This window comes from Streptomyces sp. NPDC048192 (assembly GCF_043202415.1).
Taxonomy (GTDB): domain Bacteria; phylum Actinomycetota; class Actinomycetes; order Streptomycetales; family Streptomycetaceae; genus Streptomyces.
In genome coordinates, this window is record NZ_JBIDAL010000002.1 from 98881 (window position 1) to 119284 (window position 20404).

General features: G+C 73.5%; 16 protein-coding genes. 8 read left to right on the top strand and 8 right to left on the bottom strand.

Annotated features, from left to right (window positions below; all coding sequences use genetic code 11):
• Window positions 1-157 precede the first annotated feature (157 nt).
• Both ACGFZN_RS03285 and ACGFZN_RS03290 read left to right on the top strand, forming a co-directional pair.
• Entirely contained in the window at window positions 158-1762 is a 1605-nt protein-coding gene (locus tag ACGFZN_RS03285; RefSeq protein WP_393856761.1) for an alpha/beta hydrolase, read from the top strand.
• A 131-nt stretch (window positions 1763-1893) separates the two neighbouring features.
• A complete protein-coding gene (locus tag ACGFZN_RS03290) occupies window positions 1894-2424 on the top strand; it encodes a DUF4232 domain-containing protein (protein ID WP_393856762.1) in 531 nt (176 codons plus the stop codon).
• Here the strand turns inward: ACGFZN_RS03290 and asnB are convergent.
• Window positions 2414-4255, bottom strand: a complete 1842-nt coding sequence (gene asnB / locus ACGFZN_RS03295; RefSeq protein WP_393856763.1) for an asparagine synthase (glutamine-hydrolyzing) — start codon at window positions 4253-4255, stop codon at window positions 2414-2416. The genes ACGFZN_RS03290 and asnB overlap by 11 nt on opposite strands.
• 279 nt (window positions 4256-4534) lie before the next feature.
• Window positions 4535-5314 carry an alpha/beta fold hydrolase gene (locus tag ACGFZN_RS03300; RefSeq protein ID WP_393856764.1) on the bottom strand — a complete coding sequence of 260 codons (780 nt, stop codon included), beginning with the start codon at window positions 5312-5314 and terminating at the stop codon, window positions 4535-4537.
• Window positions 5315-5482: 168 nt separating this feature from the next.
• On the opposite strand from ACGFZN_RS03300, the gene ACGFZN_RS03305 reads away from it, so the two are divergent.
• A complete protein-coding gene (locus ACGFZN_RS03305; protein WP_393856765.1) occupies window positions 5483-6577 on the top strand; it encodes a chemotaxis protein in 1095 nt (364 codons plus the stop codon).
• A 92-nt stretch (window positions 6578-6669) separates the two neighbouring features.
• Window positions 6670-7704: a Gfo/Idh/MocA family protein gene (locus tag ACGFZN_RS03310; RefSeq protein ID WP_393856766.1), complete on the top strand. Its 1035-nt coding sequence runs from the start codon at window positions 6670-6672 to the stop codon at window positions 7702-7704.
• Between the two features lie 13 nt (window positions 7705-7717).
• Here the strand turns inward: ACGFZN_RS03310 and ACGFZN_RS03315 are convergent, their stop codons facing one another.
• Window positions 7718-8134, bottom strand: a complete 417-nt coding sequence (locus tag ACGFZN_RS03315) for an SsgA family sporulation/cell division regulator (RefSeq protein WP_393856767.1) — start codon at window positions 8132-8134, stop codon at window positions 7718-7720.
• Between the two features lie 349 nt (window positions 8135-8483).
• Between ACGFZN_RS03315 and ACGFZN_RS03320 the strand changes: the two genes are divergently transcribed.
• Window positions 8484-9905: a PP2C family protein-serine/threonine phosphatase gene (locus ACGFZN_RS03320; protein ID WP_393856768.1), complete on the top strand. Its 1422-nt coding sequence runs from the start codon at window positions 8484-8486 to the stop codon at window positions 9903-9905.
• A gap of 74 nt (window positions 9906-9979) precedes the next feature.
• Here ACGFZN_RS03320 and ACGFZN_RS03325 read toward each other — a convergent pair whose 3' ends face one another.
• Window positions 9980-11473, bottom strand: a complete 1494-nt coding sequence (locus ACGFZN_RS03325) for a hypothetical protein (protein WP_393856769.1) — start codon at window positions 11471-11473, stop codon at window positions 9980-9982.
• A 335-nt stretch (window positions 11474-11808) separates the two neighbouring features.
• Here ACGFZN_RS03325 and ACGFZN_RS03330 point away from each other — a divergent pair, with 335 nt between their 5' ends.
• Together ACGFZN_RS03330 and ACGFZN_RS03335 are read left to right on the top strand one after the other, a co-directional pair.
• The gene (locus tag ACGFZN_RS03330) at window positions 11809-12954 is read left to right on the top strand and encodes an aminoglycoside phosphotransferase family protein (RefSeq protein WP_393856770.1); all 1146 of its coding nucleotides are present in this window, start codon (window positions 11809-11811) and stop codon (window positions 12952-12954) included.
• A 262-nt stretch (window positions 12955-13216) separates the two neighbouring features.
• Window positions 13217-15187, top strand: coding sequence for an N-acetylmuramoyl-L-alanine amidase (locus tag ACGFZN_RS03335; RefSeq protein ID WP_393856771.1), 1971 nt, complete (start codon window positions 13217-13219; stop codon window positions 15185-15187).
• A 16-nt stretch (window positions 15188-15203) separates the two neighbouring features.
• Here ACGFZN_RS03335 and ACGFZN_RS03340 read toward each other — a convergent pair whose 3' ends face one another.
• The 3 genes from ACGFZN_RS03340 to ACGFZN_RS03350 all read right to left on the bottom strand — a co-directional run bounded on the left by ACGFZN_RS03340 (window position 15204) and on the right by ACGFZN_RS03350 (window position 17506).
• Window positions 15204-15701 (bottom strand): hypothetical protein, encoded by a 498-nt coding sequence (locus tag ACGFZN_RS03340; RefSeq protein WP_030339601.1) that lies wholly within the window; start codon window positions 15699-15701, stop codon window positions 15204-15206.
• A gap of 356 nt (window positions 15702-16057) precedes the next feature.
• Window positions 16058-16960, bottom strand: coding sequence for a universal stress protein (locus ACGFZN_RS03345; RefSeq protein ID WP_393856772.1), 903 nt, complete (start codon window positions 16958-16960; stop codon window positions 16058-16060).
• 303 nt (window positions 16961-17263) lie between these two features.
• Window positions 17264-17506, bottom strand: coding sequence for a DUF397 domain-containing protein (locus ACGFZN_RS03350; protein ID WP_330341686.1), 243 nt, complete (start codon window positions 17504-17506; stop codon window positions 17264-17266).
• A gap of 547 nt (window positions 17507-18053) precedes the next feature.
• On the opposite strand from ACGFZN_RS03350, the gene ACGFZN_RS03355 reads away from it, so the two are divergent.
• Window positions 18054-19655, top strand: a complete 1602-nt coding sequence (locus ACGFZN_RS03355) for a sulfatase (RefSeq protein WP_393856773.1) — start codon at window positions 18054-18056, stop codon at window positions 19653-19655.
• 13 nt (window positions 19656-19668) lie between these two features.
• Here the strand turns inward: ACGFZN_RS03355 and ACGFZN_RS03360 are convergent, their stop codons facing one another.
• Window positions 19669-20373: an alpha/beta fold hydrolase gene (locus ACGFZN_RS03360; RefSeq protein WP_393856774.1), complete on the bottom strand. Its 705-nt coding sequence runs from the start codon at window positions 20371-20373 to the stop codon at window positions 19669-19671.
• Window positions 20374-20404 lie beyond the last annotated feature (31 nt).

Consider the following 20404-nt stretch of genomic DNA (forward strand, 5'->3'; position numbering starts at 1 on the left):
GTTGTAAAGGCCTCAATGATCATCAAATGGGTCCGATGGGGGCCAGAGCTCGGCGCCTCAGGCCGTCCCGCTCGCCGGGAGGCGGGCCGTGCGGGGCCCGCTTATGGTGATCCGAGGGCGCCGTGCCCGGTCCGCGACAGGCGTCCCGGGAGGATCGATGCTGGCCAAGCTGTCCACACGGCCCGCCGTGCGGCGCTGCGCGGGTACCGGAGTCCTCGCCCTGGCGCTGCTCGGAGCCGGCCTGCCCGCGGCCGCCGCCGACCGGCCGCAGCCCGACCTGGCCCGTTTCTACCGGCAGAAGGTGGCCTGGAGCGCGTGCAAGGGCCTCGAGATGCCGCCGGACATGCAGTGCGGGAAGGTCACCGTCCCGCTCGACTACGCCCGGCCCCGGGCGGGCACGCTGGACGTGGCCCTCGCCCGCTACCGGGCGACCGGGAAGAAGCAGGGCTCGGTGCTGCTCAACTTCGGCGGCCCGGGCGGTGCGGGCGTCGCCGGACTCGCCACCGACGGCGCGCAGTTCATGGACCTGACCAACGGCTACGACGTGGTCACCTTCGACCCGCGCGGCGTCGGCCGCTCCTCCCCGGTCAGCTGCGGCGAGGGCAGTGACGAGGCCGCGTCCGCGACGGCCGGCGACGCCGACCTCGACCATCCGAAGGCGCTGCTCGCGCGGTTGCGCCAGGCCGCCGCGGAGTGCGTCCGCGCCTCCGGCCCGGTGCTGCCCCACATAGGCACCGTGAACGCCGCGCGCGACCTGGACGTCATCCGCCAGGCCCTGGGCGACAAGAAGCTCAACTACCTGGGCTTCTCCTACGGTTCGCGGCTCGGCGCGGTGTACGCGGCGCAGTTCCCGCACAAGGTGGGCCGGTTCGCCCTGGACGGCGTGGACACTCTGACCGAGCCGCTGTCCGAGCAGGGGCTGGCCGGCGCCGAGGGGCAGCAGACCGCGCTGGACGATTTCCTGGACTGGTGTACGACGGATGTCGCCTGTCCGTTCGGCCAGGACCGGCGTGCGGCCGGGGACGAGGTGGTCCGGCTGGTGCGCACGCTCGACGCCGACCCGGTGCCGGCGGACTTCGGCGGCTCGTTCTCCGGGCAGGACCTGGTGGGCGCCCTCGCGCAGGGCCTGTACAGCAAGCAGCTGTGGCCTTCCTTGGAGCGCGCCCTGGCCTCCCTGGTCCAGGACGGCGACACACGGGGGATCCTGAACTTCGCCGCCGGCGGCTCGGGCCTGCCCCGCAGCGGGCGGCACGGCAACGGCGGCCTGGTCGACCCGCAGGACATCCCCGCGGACAACCTCGAGGCCGCGCTGATGGCGATCGACTGCGCCGACGACCCCGACCGGCCCGGAGCGGCGCGGATCGCCGAGGACCTCAGGAACCTGAGGGCCCGCTACGAGCAGGCCTCACCGGTCTTCGGCCGCTACCGGCTGACCCAGCTGCTCATGTGCTACGGCCGTCCCAAGGGGACCGACTTCATCCGTGACCGGGTGAAGGACGTCGACTCGGCGAAGATGCTGCTGGTGGGTACGCGCGGCGACCCGGCGACGCCGTACCGGTGGACACAGGAGACGGCCGCGCGGCTCGGCCCGTCGGCGGTGGTCCTCGACAACAAGGGCGAGGGCCACACCGGCTACTCCTCCTCCACGTGCGTGCACCGCAAGATCGACGACTTCCTGCTCTACGGCTCACTGCCGCCCAGCGGCAGCTCCTGCCCCGCGGACGGCCGCGACTGGAGCGCCACCACGGACACCGCCGGCTGACGCCGCCACGGGGCCGTCCGGCTGACGGCCGCGCACCCGGCGCAACCTGCCGGGCCGCCCGGCCGTCACACCGGGCAGCCAGACTCCGGCCACCGCATCCCGATACGCCCGCCACGACAGGGGGAACCACCATGCGCGTCCGCGCCGCCCTCACCGTACCCGCCGCCTCGGCCGCCGCCGCGGTCCTGCTGCTGACCGCGCCGCAGGGCCGGGCCGCCACCGCCGATCCCGTCCGGCCCGCCCGCTGCTCCGAGGCGGCGCTGACGGTCCGGGCGCGGGCCGTGCCCGGCGTTCCGGCCGTGCTGCGGCTCGGCGTCACCAACCACGGCTCCCGCGCCTGTGCCGTCGACCGCGTGCCCACGGTGACCTTCGGCGACCTGGACGGCGCCGCGCAGCCGACGCCCGAGGGCGGCGCCGGCGACTACCCGCTCGCGGCCGGACGGACCGCTTACGCCGACGTGCGGACCGTCGCCGACCCGGCGGACCCCGAGGCCCGCCGGGTGGACACCGTGACCGTGGCCGCCTCGGCCGCCCACCGGGGCCGCTCCTTCACCGCGGCGCGGCTCGGCGCCGGGACGCAGGTCGTGGTGTGGGAGCCGGTGACGACGTGGTGGCAGCCCACGCGGGCGGCGGCGGACCGGGCCATCGGCCTCAGCCGGTGATCACCTCGGGCCGGTAGAGCTCCAGCCACTGCGCGAGGTCCAGCGCGCGTTCCAGGCCGCGCCGGGCCGCCTGGGTGCTGACCGGCGCCTCGCGTTCGGCGGCCCGGCGGAGCCGGTCGCGGTCGACGAGGTCGAAGACCGGGTGCGCGGGCCGGGCGAGCAGTTCCCTGGCCTGGTCCTGGAGGGCGCGGGCGTACTGCGGGTCCTGGGTGGACGGGTACGGGCTCTTGACCCGCTCGTACACCGAGCGCGGCAGGACGTCCGCGGCGGCCTCCCGCAGCAGGCTCTTCTCCCGGCCGTCGAAGGACTTCAGCGCCCAGGGGGCGTTGTAGACGTACTCGACCAGCCGGTGGTCGCAGAACGGCACCCGGACCTCCAGGCCGACGGCCATGCTCATCCGGTCCTTGCGGTCGAGGAGGGCGCGCACGAACCGGGTCAGGTGCAGATGGCTCATCTGCCGCATCCTGTACTCGAAGTCGCTCTCGCCGTCGAGCCGTTCGATGCCGGCCACGGCGGTGCGGTAGCCGTCGGCGATGTAGCTCTCCAGGTCCAGGGACTTGGACGGGTCCGAGCGCAGGACGCCGGCGTCCTCGCCGAAGTGGCGCCCCATGGTGGCCAGCCACGGGAAGGTGTCCGCGCGGCGCGCCTCCTCGTCGAAGAACTGCAGGTAGCCGCCGAAGACCTCGTCGGCGGACTCGCCGGACAGGGCGACGGTGGACTTCTCCCGAATGGCGCGGAAGAGCAGCAGCAGCGAGGCGTCCATGTCGCCGAGGCCGGCCGGCAGATCGCGGGCGCGGATCACCTGCTCGCGTACGGCCGGGTCGGCGAGGGACTGGGCGTCGAGCACGATGTCCTGGTGGTCGGTGCCCGCGAGTTCGGCGACGTCGTGCACGAAGGGCGTGTCGGGAGTGCCGCGCAGTTCGTCGGCGACGAAGTTGTCGGTCTGGCCGACGAAGTCGACGGCGAAGCTGCGCACCTTCTCGCCCTGCGCGGCGAGTTGCCGGGCGGCCAGCGCGGTCATGGCGGAGGAGTCGAGGCCGCCGGAGAGCAGGGTGCAGCGCGGCACGTCGGCGACCAGCTGGCGGCGCACGATGTCGTCGAGGAGCGAGCGCACGGTCGCGATGGTGGTGTCGCGGTCGTCGGTGTGCGCCCGGGTCTGCAGCTGCCAGTAGACGCGGGTGGACAGGCCGGAGCGGTCGACGGTGACGACCGTGCCCGGCTCCACCTCGCGCATGCCGTCCCAGATCGCGTGTCCGGGCGTTTTGACCATGACGAACAGCTCCCGCAGCCCGTCCAGGGTCACCCGGCGGCGGGCCAGCGGGTTGGCGAGGATCGCCTTGGGCTCGGAGCCGAACAGGACGCCGTCGGGGGTGGGGTGGTAGTAGAACGGCTTGATGCCCATGCGGTCGCGGATCATCACGAGCTTGTCGTGGCGGCCGTCCCACACGGCGAACGCGTACATCCCGTTGAGCCGTTCGGCGACGGCGTCGCCCCATTCGAGGTAGCCGTGCAGGACGACCTCGGTGTCGGAGTCGGTGGTGAACCGGTGGCCGCGCTCCTTGAGTTCGCGGCGCAGCTCGGTGAAGTTGTAGGCCTCACCCGAGTACACCAGGGCGACGGCTCCCTCAGGGGTGTCCACGGACATCGGCTGACGGCCGCCGGGGAGGTCGATGATCGCGAGCCGGCGGTGCCCGAGCGCGGCTGGGCCCTGCGTCCAGGTGCCGCGGTCGTCCGGGCCGCGGCAGGCCATGGTCTCGGTCATCGCATGCAATGTGGTGGCCTCGGCGGTCAGGTCACGGTCGAAGGACACCCATCCGGTGATGCCGCACATGCGCTGTCTCCTGCCTCCGGCTCGCTGCCGGCTCCGGCGCTCACCTGGGCTTCCTCGGGTGAGCCAGGGCCGGCCGGCAAACCAGTTGTAAGTAGCACCTATATCGCCAGCCTCCGCCGGTTGCCCGAGGCAGTCAACTCGGGGGCAACACGGACGACACCTGCACCCCCATGATTTCGGACGGGTTTTGCTTACGCGAAATCCCGCGCCGCCCGTGCCGCCGGGCCGGCCCCGCCATGAACCGGCCACAGGCAAAAACTTCCCCAAGCGCCGAGTGCTTCAGATCTTTTCGGTCACAAACCGGTCCAGTACGGCGGTCAGCTCGGCCGGCCTCTCCAGCGGCAGCTCATGACCCGCGTCGAGGATGCGGACCACCGCGTCCGGATAGGCCTTCGCCATCCGCAGCATCTGCCGCACCGGCAGCTGCACGTCGTGGTAGCCGTGCACCATGAGCGTGGGCGTACGGATCTCGGCGGCCCGGTCCAGGACGTCGAAGGCGCGCATCGCCGCGTACAGCGTCATCACGACCTCGCGCGGGGTCGCGGCGGAGGCGCGGATGTGCGCGCGGATCTCCTCGCGGGGATACCCGGGCCCGAAGGCGCGCTGGATGTTGGCGGCCACGAACAGCCGGTACGGCACCCGGGTGGACACCGCCATGAGCAGGCCCCGGCCACGGCTGTAGGTCATCCGGCCGATGGAGCCGACCAGCGCCATCCGCTCCACGCGCTCGGGGTGCGCCAGCGCGATGGTCTGCGCCACCATCCCGCCCATCGAGTGCCCGACCAGGACGAACCGCTCGACCTGGAGGTGATCGAGCAGCGCCAGGACGTCGTGCGCCAGTTCCGCGATCGTGCGCACCCCGGCGCCGGTGCTCTCCCCGTGCCCGCGCAGGTCCAGCCGGATCACTCGGCGCGTTGCGGAGAAGTGCGCGATCTGGTGGTCCCAGCGGTGCCGGTCCGCGGTCCAGCCGTGCACGAAGACCAGGGGCGCCCCGGGCGCGTCCCGGGGGCCCTCGTCGTCGTACGTCAGGGCCGCTCCGGCGACGTCGAGCTGCGGCATGTCAGGCCTCCTGGGTGCGCCACGAACCGGTCCACGATCCGGTTACTGGCCGGTAGGGTAGCGGTGCGCGGGCCCCCGCGTCACCGGTCCGCGCACCGCGGCCCACAGCCGCATCCGGTCCGGATTACCCCGAATGCCGTACATGTGAATCCGACCTATCGTGCTGTCATGGAGCACGCACTGAGTCCCGCGACCCTCGCCGAACTGCGGCGGCCGCGTCCGTATCCGGCGGTGTCCGTGCTGACCCCGACGCACCGCCGTGAGCCAGAGAGCGGCCAGGACCCCGTCCGGCTGCGCAACGTCGTCACCGAGGCCCGCAGGCGCCTGGAGTCCGATCCCGCCGTCACCCGCGAGCGCCGCAACGAGGTCGTGGCGCAGCTCGACCGGGCGCTGGCGGAGGTGGACCTGACGCACGCCGAGGACGGCCTGGCGATCTTCGCCGCGCCCGGCGAACACCAGGTCTGGTCCCTGGCCCGTGCCGTCCCCGAGCGGGTGGTGCTCTCGGACACCTTCCTCACCCGCAACCTGGTCGCCGCACAGGTCGCCGAGCGTCCCTTCTGGGTGCTGTCGGTCTCCGCGGACCGCGTCACGCTGTGGAGCGGCGGTGAGGACCGGGTGGTGGAGGACCGCTCCGGCGGCTTCCCGCTTCAGCGCCGGCAGGAGAACTTCGACGCCGAGCGGCAGATGCGGATCGGCGACCTGCCCAGCACCTTCCGCGACGAGGGCACCCGGCAGTTCCTCCGGGAGGCCGACACGGCCATGAGCGCTGTCCTGCGCGAGCAGCCCCGGCCGCTGTACGTCACCGGCGAACAGGCCGCGCTGTCCCTGCTCGACGAGGCCGGCAGCGTCGCCAGGTGCGCCGTGCACGTTCCGCGCGGCGGCCTCGCGCACGCCGGCCCGGAGGCGGTCTGGCAGGCGCTGCGGCCGGCGCTGGAGGCGGAGGCCCGCAAGGACACCACGGCCGTGCTGGAGGAGCTGACCTCGGCGCGCGGCCGCCGGACCTACGCGGCCGGTCTCGACGAGCTGTGGCAGAGCGCCCGGGAGGGCCGGGTCCGGCTGCTGGCCGTGGAGGAGAACTTCCGCGCGACCGTCAGCGACCTCGGCAGCCACCTGGTCCCGGCCGTGCCCGGCGATCTGGACTCCCGCGAGGACATCGTGGACGAGATCGTCGAGCAGTGCCTGGAGACGGGCGCCGAGGTGCGTTTCGTGCCCGACGGCGCACTCGGCGACGCGAACGGGATCGCGGGGGTCCTGCGCTACTGAGGACCCCGGCCCCGGCCGCCCGGCCCTCCCCCGGCGGCGCTCCCCGCCCGGCGTACGCTACGGCGTGATCGTCGGCGTAAGGGAGCGCACACATGGGTGACCTGCTGGGAGTGGCGGTACTGGGGGCCGGGCACATGGGGGCCGACCACATACGACGCCTCGACCACGTGGTCAGCGGGGCGAGGGTCGCGGCGGTGGCCGATCCCGACCTCGAGCGGGCCCGGGACGCCGTGGCCGGCCGCGACGCGGTCACCGTCCACGCCGACCCGGTGGCCGCGCTCGACGCGCCCGGTGTCGAGGCCGTGCTGATCGCCTCCCCCGGCCCGGCCCACGAGGAGGCGCTGCTCGCCGCGTTCGCGCGGGGGCTGCCGGTGCTGTGCGAGAAGCCCATGGTGCCGGACTCCGCCGGAGCGCTGCGGGTGGTGGAGGCCGAGGCGCGGCTCGGCCGCCGGCTGGCGCAGATCGGCTTCATGCGCCGATACGACGCCGAGTACCGCCGGCTCAAGGCGCTGCTGGACGGCGGCACGCTGGGCCGGCCCCTGATGCTGCACTGCACCCACCGCAACGTCTCCTCCCCCGCCGGCTTCACCAGCGCCATGCTGATCAACAGCTCGGTCTCGCACGAGATCGACGCGGCCCGCTGGCTGCTCGGCCAGGAGCTGACGGCGGTCACGGTCCTGCGCCCCGCACCGTCCGCGGGTGCTCCCGGGGGCCTGCTCGACCCGCAGTTCGTGCTGTTCGAGACCGCCGGGGGCGCACTCGTCGACGTCGAGGTCTTCGTCAACTGCGGCTTCGGCTACCAGGTGCGCTGCGAGGCCGTGTGCGAGAGGGGCAGCGCACGCATCGGCGAGGAGCACGGCATGGTGGTCTCCACGGCGGGCAGCGCCCGTGAGGAGGTCGCGCAGGACTACCTCGTCCGCTTCGCCGGCGCCTACGACCGCGAGGTGCAGGCCTGGGTGGACGCCACCCGGCGCGGTGAGGTCACCGGCCCGGGCGTCTGGGACGGCTACGCCGCCTCCGTCGTCGCCGAGGCGGGGGTCCGGGCACTGGAGAGCGGCGGCCGGGTGGCGGTCGACCTCGCCCCGCGGCCGGGGCTGTACGACCTCCGCGCCGGGGCCGGCCGCTGACGCCGGCACCCGCCTACACCCCGCCGAACAGCGTGCTCAGCCCCCGTTCCACGACCCCGGCCAGGTCCTCCTGTCCGGCGTCCACGACTCCGTAGGTGCGCAGCAGGAAGCGGCGCAGCGCCGAGGAGGGGAACTGCAGCAGGGCCAGGCCGTGCGGCGAGTGGAACTCCAGGACCGTCCGGGTGCGGCCGTAGGGCCAGATCTGGACGTCGCCGTGGCCGGCCGGGGCCCGCAGCCCCTGGTCGAGCAGGGAACGCGCGAAGATCCAGGTGACCTCCTCGCCGTCCAGGGCCGCCTCGGCGGGAAAGTCGACGAAGACGGCCAAGGGGTCGTCGGTGGTGTACCGCAGCGTGGCCGACACGGGGATCTCCTGGTCCTCGGCCGTGATGAGCCGGGCCTGGGCGAGCTGTGCGACGGTGATGGCATCCATGCCTTAATGGAGTCCGTACGGGCTTCTCGCATGCCGCGAATTCCGGTCAGAGTTCGGCGGGTACAAGACGCATCGCGCGCAGGGGAACACAAGAGCGACGAACACACGCGTGAGTGTCGGGGGAAAGGCGGCCTGCACCAGGCAACTGCCGTAGCGGGACTAAGACTTGACCTGCCGGACGCGTACGGCATTCGTGTGCGGGAATCACTCCGGGAAGACTCTGGCATATGCCAAAAGCACCACCGTATCGTGTGTTGCCGAATCCCTTACGGGGCGTCGCGGGCTGTGCCAGAGTCGGTAACGGTCCCCCGTCGTCCCCCGGCCGTCTCGTTCCCCAACGGAGTGCGTCATGCCGTCACCGGTCTCCACGGACCGCTCAGCCGCCCAGCCGCCCGGACGCGGCTCGGTCGAGGCGTTGATCTCGCAGACGCGGCGGCTCAAGGGCGACGTGGACGCCGTACGGCGGGACACCCCGAGCGACGGTTCGGACCCGGAGGAACGCTGGCAGCGCGCCCTGTACGACCTCGCGCTGCACCAACTCGACGACCTGGACGCCCACTTGGCCCAGCTGAGGGACGGGCCGGCCGCCGAGAGCACCGAGGCGCCCGCCGCCCGGCCGGTACCCGCCGGCGCCCCGCACGGCTCGCTGCTCAGCCGCGTCGGCAGCGCGGAGTGGAACCTGCTGACGGACGAGGCGACCTGGTCCGGGGAGCTGTACCAGATCCTCGGCCTGGACCCCGACTCCCCCGCCCTCACCCTGGACGAGCTGCCCTCGCTGGTGCTGGAGGACGACCGGCCTCAGCTGACCGCGCTGGTGACGGACTGCCTGGTCGACGGCAAACCCATCGACGGCGAGTTCCGTGTCGTACGGCCCGACGGCTCGGTGCGGGCGGTGCACATGATGGGCGAACCGGTGCTCGGCGCCGACGGCGGCGCGGCCTCGATGTGGGCCGTGATGCGCGACGTCAGCGCACTGCGCCGCTGCCGGACGACCGTGCACGAGACCCGTGACTCGCTGCAGCGTCACCGCCGGCAGGAGCAGACCGAGCACCGGATCGCGGTCGAGCTTCAGGAAGCCGTGCTGCCGCCATGGCGCGGCTCCCTGCGGCTCCCGCACCAGGGCCCGCGCACCCTCGACCTCGCCGCCCGCCGCCTCGCCGCGGCCCACCGCACACCGCTCGGCGGCGACTGGTACGACGCGCTCGAACTGTCCGACGGCGAGACGCTGCTCAGCGTCGGCGACCTCACCGGGCACGGGGTGGCCGTCGCCACCGGCATGGCGATGCTGCTCGGCGGCGTGCGCGGCATGGCGCTGGCCGGCAGCCGGCCCGGTGAACTGCTCGGCATGCTCAACCAGTTGCTGGACGCCACCGTGCAGCCCGCCCTCGGCAGCGCCGTCTGCTGCCGCTACCGGCCCGACACCCGCACCCTGGTCTGGGCGCGCGCGGGACACCCCGCCCCGCTGCTGTACCGCGACGGAACGGGGCGTCTGCTCGACGCGCCGGACGGCGTCCTGCTCGGCGCCACCTCGGGCGCCGTCTACGGACAGGCCGAAGAGGCCCTCCGGCCGGGCGACGTCCTGCTGCTGCACACCGACGGACTGGTGCCAGGGCACGGCCCGGGCGCGGCCGTGGACCGCCTGCTCGGCCTGGCCCCGCGGTTCGGCGCGGCGCGCACCGCGCAGGACTGCGTACGGACGGTGGTCGAGGCGTTCGGCGGAGCGGCACGCGAGGACGACGCCTGTGTGCTCGTCGCCAGGGTCACCGCGTGAACGCGTGCACCGTGTGAAGTGAAGGCGCAAAGGCCGCTCCCGCGGTCCCGCGCGCGGGACCGGTGCCCGTGCGCTCACGCCTGTGCGCTGTCGCCGCCCTTCGACCTCGGCTTGGGCAGGGCGAGCCGGATCTCCTCCCGCAGTTCGTGGATCTTCGGATAGCCGGCGTACTCCGCGGTCAGCCGGTACATCTGACGGAGCCGGTCCCAGGTGCGCCGGGAGGAGTTCGAGCCCATCGACATCAGGGCCAGCCGTGCGTAGCGGTCGGCCTGTTCGGGATCGTCGGCGATGAAGCAGGCCGAGGCCATGGACAGATGGTCGAAGATCTTCGACCGCTCCCGTCCGTCGATCCGCAGCGAGAGCGCCTTCTCCGCGTAGTACTGGGCGTGCGTGGCCGCGCTCGGGTCGAACTCCGCGAGCGTGCGGTAGGCCAGCGCCTGCATGCCGTACAGATCCTCGTCCTTGAAGGTCTGCATCCAGTCCGGCGGTGCCTCGTCGCCCCGGTCGGCGACGAACAGGTCCTCCGCCTGCCCGAGCGTGCGCCGCATCGCCTGCCCCTTGCCCATCGACGCCTGCGCCCAGGCCTCGATGGTGTGGAACATCGCCTTCGTGCGCGGCTGCAGCCGGTCGCCGGCGCCGGACTGGGCGAGTTTCATCAGGTTCAGCGCGTCGTCGGGCCGGCCCAGGTGCACCATCTGCCGGGCCGCCCGCGACAGGGCCTCGCCGGCGCGCGGCCGGTCACCGCCCTCCCGGGCGGCATGGGCGGCGATGATGAAGTACTTCTGCGCCGTGGGCTCCAGGCCGACGTCGTGCGACATCCAGCCCGCCAGGACGGCGAGGTTGGCGGCGACGCCCCACAGGCGCCGCTGGAGATGGGGTGGATGGTGGTAGGCGAGCATGCCGCCCACCTCGTTGAGCTGGCCCACGACCGCCTTGCGCTGCAGCCCGCCGCCACGGGCCGCGTCCCAGGCGCGGAACACCTTGACCGAGTTCTCCAGTTCCTCGATCTCCTGCGACCCGATGGGGGCGGCCTCGTAGCGGTCGTACCCAGCGGGGTCGGCGTGCAGGGGATCGCCCTGGACAGGGGCGTCGGCCTTCAGGGCCGGGTCGGTGTGCAACCAGTCGTACATGGCACTGCTGAGCGTGGATCCCGCGGCGAGCACGGCACCCGCGCCCACCAAGCCGCGTCGGTTGAGCATGAGGTCCATTCCCGTGAATTCGGTGAGGACCGCGGCGGTCCGTTCGGGCGCCCACGGCACGCCGTCGGGATGTTCCTCGATCCCGTCGCCCTGCCGTTTCCCCGTACGCCCGTGCCGTACCAGACCGAGGTCCTCGATGGTCACGACACGGCCGAGACGCTCGGTGAACAGGGCCGCCAGCACCCGCGGTACCGGATCGCGCGGGATCTCTCCCATGTCGATCCAGCGGCGGACCCGGGAGGTGTCGGTCGACAGCTGGGGGTGGCCCATGGCCGCCGCCTGCTTGTTGACCAGCCTCGCGAGTTCACCCTTGGACCAGCCGGCCAGGCCGAACAGGTCCGCCAGACGGGTGTTGGGTTGTCCGCTCACGTAAGCCCCCAGGTTCTCGGCTGAGTTGGACACTAGCCCGGTGAAGGTTGCCGGGCGACTATTCGCCAGGGTTCGCCAGGGTCCGCCAGATGGTGTGCCACTGGGCATCGGGTGTCGAGTAGGAACGCGCCATCCCGACCCGGTCGCCGCTCGCACCTCACGGAGCCCGGCGGGTGCATTCCCCAGGGTGCACCCGGGCGACCGGGCCGGGCAGGCGGATGCTCGCAGTGCATGCGAACGGAGTACGGGCTCTCACGAGCCCCGGCCCCTGGCATGTGCGCCGAGCACGCACCACAGGCAGGCACCGCAGGCACACGAAGGGATCTGTATCTCCCATGTACGCAGCATCGTCCTCCGTGTCCGCCCCGCCCCGGCCGCTTCGCACCCGCCCGGCGGGTGGCGGACCGTACCTGGACCCGGCGGCGCGCCCGGGCGGCCCCGCGCCGGTCGCGGGCCGGCTCCGGCGGGTCCCGGGCCAGCCCGGCCCCCAGCCGCTCAGCGGGAGGCTGGACCTGTCCGGCCCCCAGGGCGCGCAGCTGCGCACCGCGATCGCCGCGGTGCACCGGATCTGCCCGGAGTTCACTCCGGCGCAGGTGCTGCGGCGCAGCGGACGGTCCGTCCTCCTGGTCGGGACGGCGGGGCGCGGCACGGCCGTGGCCAAGTGTCTGCTGGACCACTCGCCCGCGTGGGCCGAGCGGATCCGCCACGAAATAGCCGCATACCGCTCGTTCGTCCGGCACCGGCCCCCGGTCCGCGTGCCCCGGCTGATCGCAGCGGATCCGGACAACGGCACCCTGGTCATCGAGCGGGCACCGGGGCGGGTGGCGGCGCTGCAGCGCCATCCCCTGGAGGCGCCGCCCCGCGCGGACATCCGGGCCGCGCTCGGCGCGATCTGCCGGGTGAACGCCTGGCGGCCGCCGGCGGGCACCTTCGACATGCCGCTGGACTACGGCGCCCGGATCTCCCGGTACCACGATCTGGGCCTGCTCACCGACCGGGACCTGGGCGACCTGCAGAAGCTGCTGCACGGCATCGCCCACGAGGTGGGCCGCCACGGCATGCTCCAGTTCTGCCACGGCGACGCCCTGCTGTCGAACGTCCTGCTGTCGCCGGCCGGTCCCGTGCTGGTGGACTGGGAGCACGCGGGCTGGTATCTGCCGGGGTACGACCTGGCGACGCTGTGGCTGGTCCTCGGGGACGCGCCGGTGGCCCGGCGGCAGATCAGCCAGATCGCCCAGTCGGCGGGCCCCGCCTCCCGGGACGCCTTCCTGGTCAACCTGATGCTGCTGCTGACCCGGGAGATCCGGACCTACGAGACGGCGGTGCAGCGTTCGATGCACGAGGTGACCCCGGCGGCACCGGGCACGGCCCACCCGGGTGCTGCGCCGTCCGGCGAGGAACAGCGGCTGCTGCTCAGGCGGCTGCACGACGACTGCCAGATGGCCCGCAGGGCCGTCCGAGCGGCGGTCGGCACTCGCTGACGGGGACGACGGTTCCGCGGTGCGCCCATTGTGGCGGCGCACCGCGGACCTTCGTGCGTGCGGGGCCGGCCGTGGCCACTGGTGTATGCCAGTGACGCCCCGCAGGCCCGCGCACCGCCGTCGCGAAACTCGCCGAAAACCCTTCGTGACATGGGAAATCGCCTGAGGCCAGGCATCATTGACGGATCGTCGGCAAGCGGGTACCACTGACCCAGCTCGGCGCCTGACGCCCCGCCACGCCCACCGGTCACAGGAGGCCGCATTGCGAGGTTCCGCCACCGATTCCCCGTCCACGCCCGGCCACAGACATCTGCGGCGCGCCGCCGTCCCGCTGGCCTCGGCGGCGCTGCTGCTGCCGCTGCTCGGCGCGGCCCCCGCCCAGAGCGCCGGCGACGACTCCGCCGACCGGCTGCAGCACGCGTTCGCCACGGCGTCGGCCGAGTACCACGTGCCGCAGAGCGTCCTGCTCGCCGTCTCCTACCTGCAGTCGCGCTGGGACTGGCACGCCGGCGCGCCCAGCGTGACCGGCGGCTACGGCCCGATGCACCTCACGGACGCCCGCACCGCGATCGCCACCACCGAGCACTACGCCGAGGGCACCGAGGACGCCCGCGGCGACGGCGAACGCGCCGCGCTGCACCCCGACATCAAGGTGCCGGCCGAGTCCGCGCTCCCGGCCCGCCTGAAGACGCTGCCGAAGGCGGCGGAGCTGACCGGCCTGACGGACCGGCAGCTGCGCACCGACCCGGAGGCGAACGTGGCCGGCGGCGCCGCCCTGCTCGCCGCCGCGCAGAAGCAGCTCGGCGAGCCGCTGAGCTCCGACCCGGCCGACTGGTACGGCGCGGTGGCCCGGTTCTCCGGCGCCGACGACCGGGCGACCGCCGCGGCGTACGCCGACGACGTGTACGACGTCCTGCGCACCGGCGCGGAGCGGGTCACGGACGACGGCCAGCGGGTCGAGCTGGCCGCCCAGCCGGGGTTGACCGCCGACACCGCCCAGCTGCAGAAGGCCGGCCTGGGCACGCTGCCCACGGACGGCGTGGAGTGCCCGAGGTCGGTGTCCTGCGAGGCGGTCTGGGCGCCGTACGCGGAGTTCGGGGACGGCGACTACGGCAACCACGATCTCGGCGACCGGCCGGCGTCGCAGGCGATCAAGTACATCGTCATCCATGACACGGAGGGCGCCTGGGACGGGGTGATGAACCTGATCCAGGACCCGACGTATGTGTCGTGGAACTACACGATCCGCTCCACGGACGGTCTGATCGCCCAGCACGTCAAGGCGAAGGACGTCGCCTGGCACGCGGGCAACTGGGACGTCAACGCCCGGTCCGTCGGCATCGAGCACGAAGGTTTCCTCGCCAACCCGGACGCCTGGTACACGGAGGCGATGTATCGTTCCTCCGCCCGGCTGGTGCGGTACCTGGCCGCCCGGTACGACATCCCGCTGGACCGGCAGCACATCCTCGGCCACGACAACGTGCCCGGCCCGACGGCGTCCACGATCCCCGGCATGCACACGGACCCGGGTCCGTACTGGGACTGGCGGCACTACTTCCAGCTGCTGGGCCACCCCTTCCGGCGCACCGCCGGCCCGTCGGGCGGGCTGGTGACGATCCTGCCGGACTACGCCGCGAACCAGCCGGTGTACACGGGCTGCACCACGGCGGGCGAGCCGTGCACGGCGCACGGCTCCAGCGAGGTGCGGCTGTACGCGGACCACGACGAGAACGCGCCGCTGATCAAGGACGTCGGGCTGAAGAAGGACCCGACCGTGGACGTGAACGACCTGTCCTCGCGGGTCTCCACCGGCCAGCAGTACGCGGTCGCGGACCGCTGGGGCGACTGGACGGCGATCTGGTACCTGGGCCAGAAGGCCTGGTTCCACAACCCGTCCTCGGCTCCGGCGGCGGTGCCCGCCAAGGGGCTCGTGATCACGCCGAGGGACGGCCTGGCGAGCGTCCCGGTGTACGGCAGGGCCTACCCGGAGAAGGAGGCGTACCCGGCGGGCGTGCCCGCGCAGTCGGTCGTCCCGCTGCCGTACACGATCCCGGCCGGGCAGAAGTACGTCGTCGGTGACGAGGTGCCGGGCGAGTACTACTACGCGGTCACCTTCACCACCGACTCGCACCGGGTCGTGGTGGGCAAGGACCTGTACTACGAGATCCAGTACGGCCACCGGGTCGGCTTCGTCCGCGCGGCGGACGTGACCCTGGAGAGCTCGGCCGGCTAGCGCCGGAAAAGCGGCCTCAGCCCTGCTGGAAAAGCTCCGCCGGGAGCGGCTTCAGCAGGGCGTACAGGTCGTCGGTGATGGGACGGTCCCAGGCGGCGATGGTCACGAGGACGCCGTCGCTGCGGTCGAACTGGACGCAGGAGATCCGGGACTCGGACAGCTTCAGCCGCCGCACGATGAGGAGGTTGTCGCCCTGCAGCACCGGGGTGTCCTCGACCCCCACGACGGTGACCTCCTCGTCGTTCTCCAGCGCGAGCAGCAGCTGGCCGACCTCGAAGGGGATCTCGCCCTCGGCGACCTCGCGGGCCGGGGAGCCCTCGGGGAGGTTACCGATGATCATGGCGGGGCCGCGGCCGCCGAAGAGGTCGTAGCGCAGGAAGACACCCTGGCAGGTGCCGTCGGGCGCGGGCAGCAGGCCCGCGCCGAGATTGCCCGGCCAGTCGCCCGGGTCCATGGCCAGCACGTCGAAGTCTGGTCCGGCAGGGGTTGCGCTGCGGCGGCGGAGGAACGACATGCGGCCATGGTACGTGGGCTCCGCGGGGCGCGCCGGGAAGGGGCCGTCGGAGCCGGCGGCGGTCTTCGGTCCGATGGACGCCGACCGCCTCTCGGTGCTCCCCTCGGGGGCCGCCCCGCAGCCCGGCACCGCAGAGGGCAGCTCGTCAGCAGGGCCTCCATCGTCGGGCTCGGGGCACCACACCGGTGCCCGCGCCGGTCGGCACCGGACGGACTGCGGGGCGCCGCACGCTGTGCTCGGGGCTGTCCGACGATGCGGGATGTCACTCCGCAGCGCGGCAGACCGGCATGGTCCCAAAGCCTGGCAGACCGGAAGACCGGCATGGTCAGAGGCCTTGCCCCCGGGGGCGTCGCCGCTCAGGCCTCCCCCGGCAGCGGGGGCACCACCGCGATGGGGCTGGCCGCGTGCAGCAGGACCGCCTGGGTCACCGAGCCCATCATGCGGGCCGGTGCGAGCAGTCGGCGCCGGTGCCGGCCGACGACGACCAGTTCGGCGTCCTTGGACGCGGCGACGAGCCGGCCGGCCGCGTCGCCGGGGAGCGCCTCGGCGTCGGCGCGGACATCGGGGTGCCGCTCGCGGTGGGGGGCGAGGAAGCCCTCGGCGAGGACGCGGGTCTCGGCCTCGACGGCCGCCTGGTCGATCACCGGCGGCACGAGCTGTCCGGGCGCGGACCAGGTCTGCACCGGCCAGGGGTAGACGGCGATCACCTGGAGACGGGCGCCGCGCAGGGCGGCCTCGGTGAAGGCGAAGGCGAGGGTGGCGTCGTCGGGGCTGTCCGCGTGCAGGCCGACGACCACCCGGGGGCCGGGTTCGGCCGGCCCCTCACCGTGCACCTCACGGCCGGGCCGGGGCACGATGACGACCGGGCACTCCGCGTCCCGGGCGGCGGCGAGGCCGTTGGAGCCGAGCAGCAGGCTGGCGAAGCCGCCGCGGCCCCGGGAGCCGAGCACCAACAGCTCGGCGTCCGCGCCGAGTTCGGGCAGCACGGCGCCCGGTACGCCCTCCAGGGCGAGGTACTCGACCGCCGGCCCGGCGCCACGGTCGGCGAGCCGGGCCCGTACGTCGTCCAGGACCGGGTCGCCCTCCGCCTCGGGCGGCGCGGCGACCAGCACATCGGCCTGGCCCCAGGCTGCGTACTGCCGTACGTGCACCACGCGCAGGGGTGCGGCACGGCGGCGGGCGGCGTCGAACGCCCACTCCAGCGCGCGCAGGCTGTCCTCCGAGCCGTCGACCGCGGCGATGACCGGCGCAGTGCCCATCGTCCCTCACCTTCCGCCACACGCTTGTCCTTGCCGGGCCAGCCTGACGCAGGCGTCGTCCCCAGCGGGTACCTGCCGGTCGCGTGTCCGGAAATCCGCGTGGAACACCCCCGGTTCGGCTGCCGCTGTCCGCGCGGGGCGGGTTCGGCGCGGGCGGTGCGGTGAGATTGCGGGGCGGTGCGAGTGCCCTGCGACGCGGTGCGAGTGCCGGGCGGTGTCGCCGTCACCCCCGCCGCTCGCGTGCGGCGCCGGTGCCGGCGGTCGCGCCGCTGTGTCGCCGCGTCGCCGTGCCTCCGTGCCGGCTCAGGTGAGGTCGAACTCCCCTTCCCGGGCTCCGGAGACGAAGGCGCCCCATTCCGCGGGCGTGAAGATCAGGGATGGGCTCTCCGGACGGCCGCTGTTGCGCATCGCGATGAACCCCTCGACGAAGGCGATCTGGACATCGCCCAGACCTCGGCTGCTGGACTGCCACTCGGCCTTGCTGAGATCCAGCTCCGGCTTGTCCCAGCCCGCGAGCGGGTGCTGCTGGATGGTGCTCTCGGCCACGTCCGTGCTCCTCCCGGTTCGTCGTCCGCGGGTCAGCCTAGCGACCGCTCACGATGCCCGACAGGGCACGTCGCGAGGACTTTGCGGACTCGGGCGGCTCCGCTCCCGCGACCCGGTCCGCAAGGCCAACTCCCCTACGGTGGTGGCTCCGGTGCCGCACGAGCCGGCCGCCGTGGAAGGGGACAGCGGAGCACGCGGGACTCCGGTGGGCGCGGAAGGCGGCGGTGGCGGCCGGCCGGCGGCGGCACCCGGGCGGATCCGGCCCGCACCACCCCATAGGGCTACTCCCTGCGCACGATCGACGCCGTTCGACTACGTTGGGTGACTGTCGGTCGGACGAGTGGTGCCGGTCCCGACCTTCCGCACCGGCACCGGGCCACGCACGGAAGGACTCCGGGTGTCTCACCGCACGCCTAGTCACCTGCCGGGGAACACGGACGACGAGACGGACACCGGGCCGGCGGCACCACAGCGCGGCGCCCGGCCGGCGGGTGGAAGGGCCGCCGGCGTCCGGCTGCCCGGACGACGGGCGCGCCTGGTGCGGGCGGTGGCCGTGGGGTCGGCCGTCCTCGCCGTCGCCGTGCTGCTCGCCGCGCTACTGCTGCCGGACCGGCCCGACCGTCTCGGGCCCGCCGCATTCGTGCGGCTGCCGGCCGAAGGCATCCTGCTCGCCGCCGTGCTGCTGGTGGTGCCGCCACGGGCGCGGCGGGCCGGGGCGGCGGCCATCGGCGTGCTCATCGGGCTGTTGACGCTCGTCAAGTGCCTGGACATCGGCTTCTACTCGGTGCTGTACCGCCCCTTCGACCCGGTGCTCGACTGGGGCCTGCTGGGCAACGCGGCGGACTATGTGCGGGACACGTCGGGCCGCGCGGGCGAGCTGGCCGCCGTCGCCGGCGCCGTGTGCCTCGCGGTCGCCGTCCTCGTCCTCACGGCGGGCGCCGTGCTCCGGCTGAGCACGCTGCTGGTCCGGCACCGCGCGCGGTCCGTCCGCGTGGTCCTGCTGCTGGGCACCGCCTGGCTCACCTGTGTCGTGTTCGGTCTGCGGACGGACGCCGGTCCCGTCGCCTCGACGCTCGACGCGGGGCTCCTCGGCCAACGCGCCACGCAGGTCCGTGCCTCCCTCGCAGACGCCCGCCTCTTCCGGCGCCAGGCCGCCCACGACGCCTTCGCCCACACGCCGCCCGGCCGGTTGCTGACCGCTCTGCGCGGCAAGGACGTGCTGTTCACGTTCGTCGAGAGCTACGGCCGTTCGGCGATCGAGGACCCGGAGATGGGGCCGCGGATCCGGAAGGTCCTCGAGCAGAGCGGCGACACCCTCAAGGCCGCCGGGTTCCGGGCGCGCAGCGGCTGGCTGCGCTCGCCGGTCACCGGCGGCGGCAGCTGGCTCGCCCACTCCACCTTCCTGTCCGGCCTGTGGATCAGCAACCAGCAGCGGTTCCGCACCCTGACCTCCAGCGACCGGACCACCCTCACGGGCGCCTTCCGCAGCACCGGCGCCTGGCGTACGGTCGGCGTGGTGCCGGGGGTGCTGGTGGCCTGGCCGGAGGGCCGGTTCTTCGGCCTGGACCACGTCTACGACGGTCATCACCTCGACTACCGCGGCCCGGACTTCGGCTGGTCGCAGGTGCCGGACCAGTTCACCCTGCAGACCTTCCAGCGGCGGGAGTTCGGCAGGCCGGGCCGGGGCCCGCTCATGGCGGAGATCATCCTCACCTCCAGCCACTACCCCTGGGCGCCCGTGCCCCGCATGGTCGACTGGGGGAAGCTGGGCGACGGCTCGGTCTTCCAGCGGATCAGGAGCGAGGGCAGGACCCAGGACGAGGTCTGGCAGAACCCCGAGAGCGTGCGCGCCGCGTACCGCGACTCCGTCGAGTACTCGCTGAACAGCCTCGTCGGATTCCTGCGCCGCTACGGCAACCGGAACACCGTGCTGGTCTTCCTGGGCGACCACCAGCCCGTGCCGACCGTCACCGGGAACAGCCCCCGCAGGGACGTGCCCGTCACCCTCGTCGCCCGCGACCCCAAGGTGCTGGACCGGATCTCCGGCTGGGGCTGGACGGAGGGCCTCAAGCCCGCCCCCAACGCGCCGATCTGGGCGATGGACCGCTTCCGCGACCGGTTCCTGAAGGCGTTCGGGCCGCAGCCGTAGCCTGCGGTCGTTTTCAGCGGTCGAGGAACTCCCGCAGCACGGCGAGGAACTCCTCCGGACGGGTCTCGTGCACCAGGTGCCCCGCATCCACCGTCACCAGCGACGCGCCCGGAATCAGACCGGCGAGCTGCGCCACCTGGTCCTGCGGGATGGGACTGGTGGCACCGCCCCCGATGACCAGCGTCGGCATGGTGATCCGGTCCATGTGGTGCCACCACGCAGGGTCGGGGGCGTTGCGCTGCTCGTCGGTGGCGCGCACCATCGCCCAGTCGAACGGCAGCTCTCCCTCGGGCCGTTCGGCGGGCGGCCGGGGCGGGTCGAGCGGCACCGGTGCGCAGACGTCCTCGAGCACCAGCCGCCGTACGGCGCCGGGATGCCGCTGGGCCAGCAGGTAGGCGACGATGCCGCCCAGCGAATGGCCCACGAGGTCGGCGCTGTCCAGGCCGAGGGCGGCCAGCAGGCCGTGGACGTCGTCGCTCATCGCCTCGGCCCGGTAGTCCCCCGGCCAGTGACTGAGTCCGTGGCCGCGCAGGTCGGGGGCGTGCACCCGGCGCGGGTGCGGGGGCGCCGCGAGCCGCTCGGCGATGTGCGTCCAGTCCGCGCCGTCGGCCCCCCGGCAGTGCAGCAGCACGACCGGCGGGGCCTGCGCCGGGCCCCAGGACCGGCAGGCGAGCGTGATGCCGTTCGCCTCGATGGTGTACGGCGTCGCGGTGTCCATGCCGGGCACGCTAGCGGGGCGGTCGCGTCCC

What these genes read in the sequence shown, in the direction of transcription:
- ACGFZN_RS03305 (WP_393856765.1), top strand. Translation starts at nt 5,483, where the DNA reads ATGGAGCACGCACTGAGTCCCGCGACCCTCGCCGAACTGCGGCGGCCG.
- ACGFZN_RS03315 (WP_393856767.1), bottom strand. Translation starts at nt 8,134, where the DNA reads ATGGATGCCATCACCGTCGCACAGCTCGCCCAGGCCCGGCTCATCACG.
- ACGFZN_RS03290 (WP_393856762.1), top strand. Translation starts at nt 1,894, where the DNA reads ATGCGCGTCCGCGCCGCCCTCACCGTACCCGCCGCCTCGGCCGCCGCC.
- ACGFZN_RS03340 (WP_030339601.1), bottom strand. Translation starts at nt 15,701, where the DNA reads ATGTCGTTCCTCCGCCGCCGCAGCGCAACCCCTGCCGGACCAGACTTC.
- ACGFZN_RS03330 (WP_393856770.1), top strand. Translation starts at nt 11,809, where the DNA reads ATGTACGCAGCATCGTCCTCCGTGTCCGCCCCGCCCCGGCCGCTTCGC.
- asnB (WP_393856763.1), bottom strand. Translation starts at nt 4,255, where the DNA reads ATGTGCGGCATCACCGGATGGGTGTCCTTCGACCGTGACCTGACCGCC.
- ACGFZN_RS03285 (WP_393856761.1), top strand. Translation starts at nt 158, where the DNA reads ATGCTGGCCAAGCTGTCCACACGGCCCGCCGTGCGGCGCTGCGCGGGT.
- ACGFZN_RS03320 (WP_393856768.1), top strand. Translation starts at nt 8,484, where the DNA reads ATGCCGTCACCGGTCTCCACGGACCGCTCAGCCGCCCAGCCGCCCGGA.
- ACGFZN_RS03300 (WP_393856764.1), bottom strand. Translation starts at nt 5,314, where the DNA reads ATGCCGCAGCTCGACGTCGCCGGAGCGGCCCTGACGTACGACGACGAG.
- ACGFZN_RS03310 (WP_393856766.1), top strand. Translation starts at nt 6,670, where the DNA reads ATGGGTGACCTGCTGGGAGTGGCGGTACTGGGGGCCGGGCACATGGGG.
- ACGFZN_RS03345 (WP_393856772.1), bottom strand. Translation starts at nt 16,960, where the DNA reads ATGGGCACTGCGCCGGTCATCGCCGCGGTCGACGGCTCGGAGGACAGC.
- ACGFZN_RS03360 (WP_393856774.1), bottom strand. Translation starts at nt 20,373, where the DNA reads ATGGACACCGCGACGCCGTACACCATCGAGGCGAACGGCATCACGCTC.